Below are 7,737 nucleotides of genomic sequence, written 5' to 3'. Positions count from 1 at the left end.
CAAACATCCGCGCGATAACCCCGTAACAATGCGATTACGCGCAGGGAAATTTCCTGGAAGCCCCTCCATAGTTAATGGAAACGAACTTGCAACTATTCCGCCACTATCAACAATTGCAGTAAATAATTTTTTATTTGCACTTGGATACGGTCTGAGTAACCCAGAACCTAAAATAGCAATTGTTTTTCCACCACATTGTAGCGTTGCTTTATGGGCCATGGCATCAATACCCACTGCACCACCACTGACAATGGTGTACCCAGCAGCAACAAGATCTGGTACTATTGTATTCACTGCTCGCTGACCATAATCATTCGCTTTACGAGCGCCAACAATTGCAACCCTTTTATCCGCCTTCGCCAAGGCTACGGCGGACACGTCCCAAGAAGAGCTGCCTTGCCAATATAAAACTGCCGGTGGCAAATAAATTTCACGCAATAACTTTGGATAGGATTCATCAGTGATCGTTAGCCAATTGATATTGTATTCTTCAATTAAACTAAGTTCGCGTTCGAGAAGTTTTTTGTCAGCAAGACCTGTCGCTATTTTTTGCGCAGTAATTTCACTAAAGCCAAAAACATGCATCCAGTCTGAAGTGGCAAATGCGTAAAGATCTGATCCGTTAACACCAGATCTTTTATGTCCTTCGAAGCCTTGGCGAAGTAGGAGCATAATTCTTTGAATGGCTCCCGGGCCTATATCTTCTATTAATGTAAGGTGTAAAATTAAGTGCTTATCCATTGTATACAAATTTAATTTTACCCTTCGATACTTTTTTGCCCTTCGACAAGCTCAGGGTGAACGGGCAAAAACACTCAGGGCGAGCGGAGAGGAAATAATTCTAGCGAAAGAAATAACTATAAAATTGCCGCTGGAATCAAAAAATCGAGTTTAATTTTTTTCCCGCTCGCCCTGAGTGTTCTACGAAGCTTTACGCGAAGTAGAATGTATCGAAGGGTAAATCATATTCTAAAGCTCTAATTCCTCATCTTCCTCAACATCATCCGCATCATCTTCTTCATACTCTATATCAGAATCAGCAGAATCGTCGCCTTCATCTTCTTCTTCGACTTCTTCTTCATCTTCATCATCTTCGTCTTCTTGCCCATTTTCAGCTACCGGTAGCGTGCGTTTTTCAATAACTGTGCCACCTTCTTCATCAATATCAGCAGCAGGATCTTCACTACTTTCAAACGCAACGACGTTGTGCAGTTTTTGCGAGTCATCAAGTCTAATTAAGCGAACACCTTTTGCTTGGCGACCCATTGCACGAATATCTTTGGCAGAAAGACAAATAATTTTACCAGCTTGGTCAATAAGAAGAATATGTGAATCTTCATGAACAATCGCAAGGCCAATAACAGGACCGTTACGTTTTTCTGTTGGAATAGTGCGCACTCCCATACCACCACGATGTGCAATACGGAAATCTGCTATGCGAACTTTTTTACCATACCCATGTTCAGTAGCGAAAAGTATTTCGCCGTGATCGGAGACAATTTCCATGCCAACAACACGATCATTTTTCTTAACACGAATACCCATTACACCACTCGCTTGACGTCCCATGGAACGAACTTCTGTTTCTTTGAAGCGAATTCCTTGACCACGAGAAGTTGAAAGAATGATAGTATCGCTACCACTACTCAATGAACAGAACACAAGCTCATCGCCAGTACGCAATGTAATTGCACGAATACCTGTTGCACGAATTTTTGCAAAATCAGATGCATCAGTACGCTTAATAATACCTTCACGCGTAACCATAACCATAAACTTACCTTCCATATCACGAGAAGGAAGTAGTTTTACTACCGTTTCACCTTCTTGCAATGGCAGTAAGTTCACAATTGCACGGCCGCGTGCAACACGAGATGCTTCAGGCACTTCAAATGTATTCAAGCTATACACACGTCCCAGGTTGGTAAAGAACAACAACATATCATGTGCTTTTGCAACAAATACATCTTGTACAATATCACCTTCGAGTGCAGTAAGACCCATTTTTCCTTTACCACCACGGCGCTGCACACCATATGCACCAAGCGGAACACGTTTAACATAGCCCTTCATGGTAAGCGTAACAACCGCTTCTTCATCAGGTATTAGATCTGCTTCAGTAAGAATATCAATCGCACCTTCAATCTTTGTGCGACGTGCATCATTATAATTTGATTTAATATCTTCTAATTCTTTAACAATTTCTTGCTTCAAGATTCCTTCATTTTCAAGAATAGATCGGAAATAAATAATTTTAGATTTAATCTCTTCCATCTCACTGTAAATCTTTTCTTGTTCAAGACCTGTCAAACGTTGTAAGCGCATTTCCAGAATGGCTTTACCTTGTCTTTCAGAAAGCAAGAAGCGCTTATTTAATAACACAATCGCTTCGTTAGCAGATGGTGATTTTTTAATGAGCGCAATAACTTCATCAATACTTGCGAGTGCAATAACAAAACCAGCCAAAAGATGTTCGCGCTCTTGAGCCTTGCTTAAATCATATTGTGTACGGCGATAAATAATTTGTTGACGATGGTATAAAAATTCGCTCAACAATTCACGCAGCGAGAAAATGAGTGGCTGGTTATCAAGAAGACCAAGCATCAGAATAGAAACTGATGTTTGTAGATTGGTATGTTTGTACAATTGATTTAAGATGACACTGGGAATTTCGCCACGCTTAAGATCAATCACTAAGCGCATACCTTTTTTATCTGATTCATCTTTAATATTAGAAATACCATCAATAACTTTATTTTTCACCAGATCAGCAATTTTGATAGTTAAATCAGCTTTATTAACTTGATACGGCAATTGAGTAATAATAATACTTGCGCCTTTGCTTGCCTTTTCTTCAAATTCAGCAACACCACGCAAAATAACATTACCGCGCCCCGTTTTGTATGCTTTTACAATTCCAGCGCGACCGCAAATAATACCACCTGTTGGAAAATCTGGACCTGGGATATGTGCAAACAGTTCATCATCGGTAATAAATTCACTTTTTAACATTGCAAGTAATGCACCAACAATTTCACCCAAGTTATGAGGAGGAATTGAAGTTGCCATACCCACTGCAATACCTGCAACACCATTGATAAGCAAATTAGGCAGCTTACTTGGTAATACAATAGGCTCTACTGTTGATTCATCAAAGTTTGGAACAAAAGAAACTGTTTCTTTTTCAATATCAGCCAAAATTTCTTGCGCAATGCGTGCCATACGAACTTCAGTGTAACGCATCGCTGCAGCATTATCACCATCAACAGAACCCCAGTTTCCCTGGCCATCAAGTAACGGATAACGCTTTGAAAAATCTTGAATTAATCCAACCATAGATTGGTACACTGCTTGGTCACCATGGGGATGGAATCTACCAAGCACATCACCAACCACACGAACCGATTTGTGATATGGCTTGTTATAAAAAAAACCAAGCTGATGCATTGTATATAAAATACGACGATGCACCGGCTTTAATCCATCGCGAATATCAGGAAGTGCCCGACTCACAACCACGGACATTGCATAATCAAGAAAAGAATCTTTCAATTCTTTTTCAATCAAAATTGGTCTGATAGGTATATTTTTATTATTAACAAGTGAAGTGGGACGTTCCATAAAATGAGCCCTTTTCTCACATCAAAAACAGTATCAAAAATTGCTTTAGAATATACAGTTAGTATAGCAATAAACTGAAAATCTCACAAGCTCAATGTATACCAACACATTGAGCTCTTTACTGATTACCACCAGAGGCAAGAAGTAACAAATCCACCACAATCACCGTGATATTGTCTTTAGTAATATTTTCATCACTCATTTCTGCTGCAACAGAGCCTAAATGTTTAGCAAGATCTTTTGCAGATGGACACTTTTGAGCGCGATCTTTTAATCCCTGCACCGCTTCCTCATTACTCATAACATCCCATAAACCATCAGTAGCAAGAATTAAATATCTGTTCTCTGATGTTAATTCTTTTTCGGTATATTCTGGATCTGCGATAATGTATTTCTTTATAAACCAATCGCCAATTGCACGAGACATTGCTAAATAATATTCAACACGCCATGTCCCATTAAGATCACTTATATTTCCACCCAAATTTACTATACGATCCAGCTCATCTGGCCTATTAGGCTTATGATCTCTCGTAGCAAAAGCAACTGTCCCACTTTTTTCTAACACAACACGCGAATCTCCCACATGGGCAAAGTGGGCTGTATTTTTATTAATAAATACAACACTCGCAGTTGAACCACATTTTTTGTGCAACTTCACACAATCATCGTTATCTAGTCGTAAAAAAGCCTTTTTCATTCTTTCTTCTACAGAACCAAATGCATCTTTAAAAAAAACAGCCAATTTTTGTTTTGCACACTCAGCAATCTCAGGACCGCTATGACCATCACAAACCGCAAAAAAATTTCCTCCATTAATAACTTCATGATGCCACGTATCTTCTTGGGTTGGTCTTCTACCTCTATCCGAATAAACCCCTATTGCCGATGCCAATTGCTGCTCGCACCCATATGATAACGACACATTCAACAATAATAACAATCCTACTACACCCACTTTCACAAAAAACTCCTTTTTAATTTTTATACAACAAACAGCAAAGTTAATTCTTACTATTCATAATAGTTATAATCACAATAATCTCTTAAGACTAATGTAATGAAACCCACTTATTAACACGCGCTTCAACTATATCCCAGTTGATATTATCCCACAACACTGCAAGGTATTCTTTGCGATTAATACCAAAATCAATCATATATGCATGTTCATACGTATCCACAACCAAAAGCGGTATTGTCAAAACAGGAACTTTTTCATTGTGCGCATCAAGCAAATAGTTCTGAACTCGAGTGTCATCAAGATTGTAACATGTCAACACCCATCCACGCGCCGATAAAGCTGTTGCCATTAAATCTTCTTTAAAAGCCTCAAGAGTTCCAAAGTTTTTAATAATAATTTCTTGTGTCATACTTCCCATAGATGTACCAGTTCCTATATTTTCAAAATATAATTCATGCAATAATGCAGCATTGCGCGTAAATGTCTCAGAAATTTTTAACCCACGAAACACTGAATATGATATGTTACTATTGGTTCTATCTGCAGTTTGTAGCGCTTCATCAATCTCATTACGTTTATTAACATATCCTACATACAATTGTTTGTGGTCATTAATCTGTTTGCTACTGAATTTTTTTGCACCCATTGCAATAGAAAATTCTTTTGCTTGATATCGTTTGCCTAAAACCAGATTGGCAGAAAAGACTTCTATGGTAGTACTTTGTGGAAGTATTTTGCTTGTATCTGAAATGCTTAATTTTTGTTTTTTGACTACTATTATAAACGCTAAACAAACCAAAAGTAACACACTTGCAACTGAAATAAATGGTTTTTTATGAGTATTCATTACCTACCTCTTTTTTTATTATTTTTTCTAAAAAAACACAAAAAGAACCGTGAAAGCAATCTTTTGTCCACAATTTACAAGCATACCGTATCTCTTTATACTCATATGTAAGATTTATAACCCCATGTTCATTATACTTTCGCATGGGGACCCCTATAAGGAAAGATTTTGTTACATGCTTCTAACTATAGAATGAGAAACAGATGAGTCAACGCATTCCAAATTTACAAGAATTTACTCCTGATAAAATCAGAAATTTTTCTATCATTGCACACATTGATCACGGTAAATCAACGCTATCCGATAGATTGTTGGAAACTTCTGGTACAATCACTGAACGTCAAAAAAAAGAACAGTTTTTAGACAAACTACAAGTAGAACGTGAACGTGGTATTACCGTCAAAGCACAAACTGCTTCTATGTTCTATGAATACAAGGGCGCTAAATATCTATTGAATCTTATTGATACACCAGGACACGTTGATTTTACGTATGAAGTTTCTCGTTCACTGTATGCATGCCAAGGAGCGCTTCTTCTTATTGATGCAGCACAGGGCGTGCAAGCACAAACAATGGCAAACTTCTATCTTGCATTTGATCAAGATTTAACCATTATTCCGATTATTAACAAAATTGATCTTCCCAATGCTGATCCAGAAAAAGTTACCAATCAATTTGTAAACTTGTTCGATTTTAAAGCAGAAGAAGTCATCAAAGCATCGGCTAAAGCTAATATTGGTATACCAGAAATTTTCCAAGCGATCATTGAACGCGTACCAAGTTTAAAAGTATCAGCTGATAAACCGCTGCGTGCACTACTCTTTGATTCATGGTTTGATGATTATCGTGGTGTTGTCTGTCTTATTGCGCTGCACGATGGAATTATCAAGAAAGGTGATACTATCTGCTTGGCGCAAGCAAGTTCCAACTATGAAGTGCTGGAAGTCGGATTGATGTACCCAGAACCAACACCCACAAACATCCTGTATGCCGGACAAGTTGGATACCTCATCACGGGTATGAAAACCATTAAAGAAGCACAAATTGGCGATACTATTTACCACAACAAAAAACCGGTCGAACTGTTTCCTGGTTTTAAACCCGCAAAACAGATGGTATTTGCCGGTGTATTCCCGGTAGACAGTGAAGAAATTGGTTTACTCGAAGAAGCTATTGAAAAATTAACACTCAATGATGCAAGTATATCGGTTGAGAAAAAGAGCTCTGCTGCATTGGGCATTGGTTTCCGGTGTGGTTTCTTGGGCATGCTTCATATGGAAGTATTCAAACAACGCCTTGAACAAGAATATAATCTCTCGGTTATTGCCACTGCACCAAGCGTATTGTATCAGATAAAAATGGCTGGCACGGGCAAAATTGTCGATATTGAAAACCCGTCAGACTTCCCTGAACGGAACTACATTGATGAAATTTTAGAACCAATGATTGATTCCACCATTATCGTCCCACAGCAATATCTTGGCAGCGTCATCAAGCTGTGTGAAGAAAAACGTGGTAAACAGCAAAACCTCACCTATCTTGATGATTCCCGAGTAATTCTAAAATATCGGCTTCCTCTTAATGAGGTGGCAATGGAATTTTATGGTGATTTGAAAGGTTTAAGCTCTGGGTACGCTAGTTTTGATTATGAGTTTTCTGGATATGAGCCTGCAGATCTAGTTAAAATGGACATCCTCCTCAACGGAAAAGCTGTGGATGCGCTTTCTATCATTCTTCACCGCGACAGGGCATTTTACATCGGCAGAGACCTTACCCAACGCCTTCAAAAGGTCATTCATCGCCAACTCTTTGAAGTGATCATCCAAGCAGCCATTGGAGCAAAAATCCTCGCCCGTGAACGCGTTGCCCCATTGCGCAAGGATGTAACGGCAAAATGCTATGGTGGCGATATATCCCGTAAACGTAAACTTCTTGAAAAACAAAAAGAAGGTAAGAAAAAGATGAAGCAAGTAGGTTCCGTGGAAGTGCCTCAGGAAGCATTCTTATCACTTTTAAAGAAATAAAAACCCCTTCCCTTCATAATTATCAGTGAGCTACCCCTGGATAACGCCCAGGGGTAGTATGTTTTTGGCCTAGAAACCCTTTATCTTACGTACTTTTTACTCCAATAATAAAAGATTTCCTTACACAAACCATTGAATAAATATTTCTTTTTGTAATATATTTAAATAGAAATATATTGTTTATCACACAAAAAAAGGAGTCTTATTATGAAAGATCATAAAAACAATGGTCATCAAGATATCGCCAACAATGAACATTCCCATAGCAATGAAAATAATGG

At 38.4% G+C, this 7,737-nt stretch carries 5 protein-coding genes; 1 reads left to right on the top strand and 4 read right to left on the bottom strand.

The features are described from left to right. From VJJ26_00385 to VJJ26_00370, 4 genes are all read right to left on the bottom strand, one after another. On the bottom strand, positions 1-672 hold a 672-nt coding region (locus tag VJJ26_00385; protein ID HLC06617.1), incomplete at its 3' end, for a DNA-processing protein DprA. 297 nt (positions 673-969) lie between these two features. After that, positions 970-3,621, bottom strand: coding sequence for a DNA gyrase subunit A (gene gyrA, locus VJJ26_00380; protein HLC06616.1), 2,652 nt, complete (start codon positions 3,619-3,621; stop codon positions 970-972). A gap of 118 nt (positions 3,622-3,739) precedes the next feature. Continuing rightward, complete coding sequence (locus tag VJJ26_00375) at positions 3,740-4,585, bottom strand: PP2C family protein-serine/threonine phosphatase (protein ID HLC06615.1); 846 nt, start codon at positions 4,583-4,585, stop codon at positions 3,740-3,742. An 88-nt stretch (positions 4,586-4,673) separates the two neighbouring features. Further along, a complete protein-coding gene (locus tag VJJ26_00370; GenBank protein HLC06614.1) occupies positions 4,674-5,432 on the bottom strand; it encodes a Fe-Mn family superoxide dismutase in 759 nt (252 codons plus the stop codon). Positions 5,433-5,635: 203 nt separating this feature from the next. On the opposite strand from VJJ26_00370, the gene lepA reads away from it, so the two are divergent. After that, positions 5,636-7,456, top strand: a complete 1,821-nt coding sequence (gene lepA / locus VJJ26_00365) for a translation elongation factor 4 (GenBank protein HLC06613.1) — start codon at positions 5,636-5,638, stop codon at positions 7,454-7,456. The last annotated feature ends 281 nt before the right edge of the window (positions 7,457-7,737 follow it).

The organism is Candidatus Babeliales bacterium, from assembly GCA_035288105.1.
Classification (GTDB): Bacteria; Babelota; Babeliae; order Babelales; family Vermiphilaceae; genus SOIL31.
This window is presented reverse-complemented; position numbering and strand designations above follow the sequence as displayed.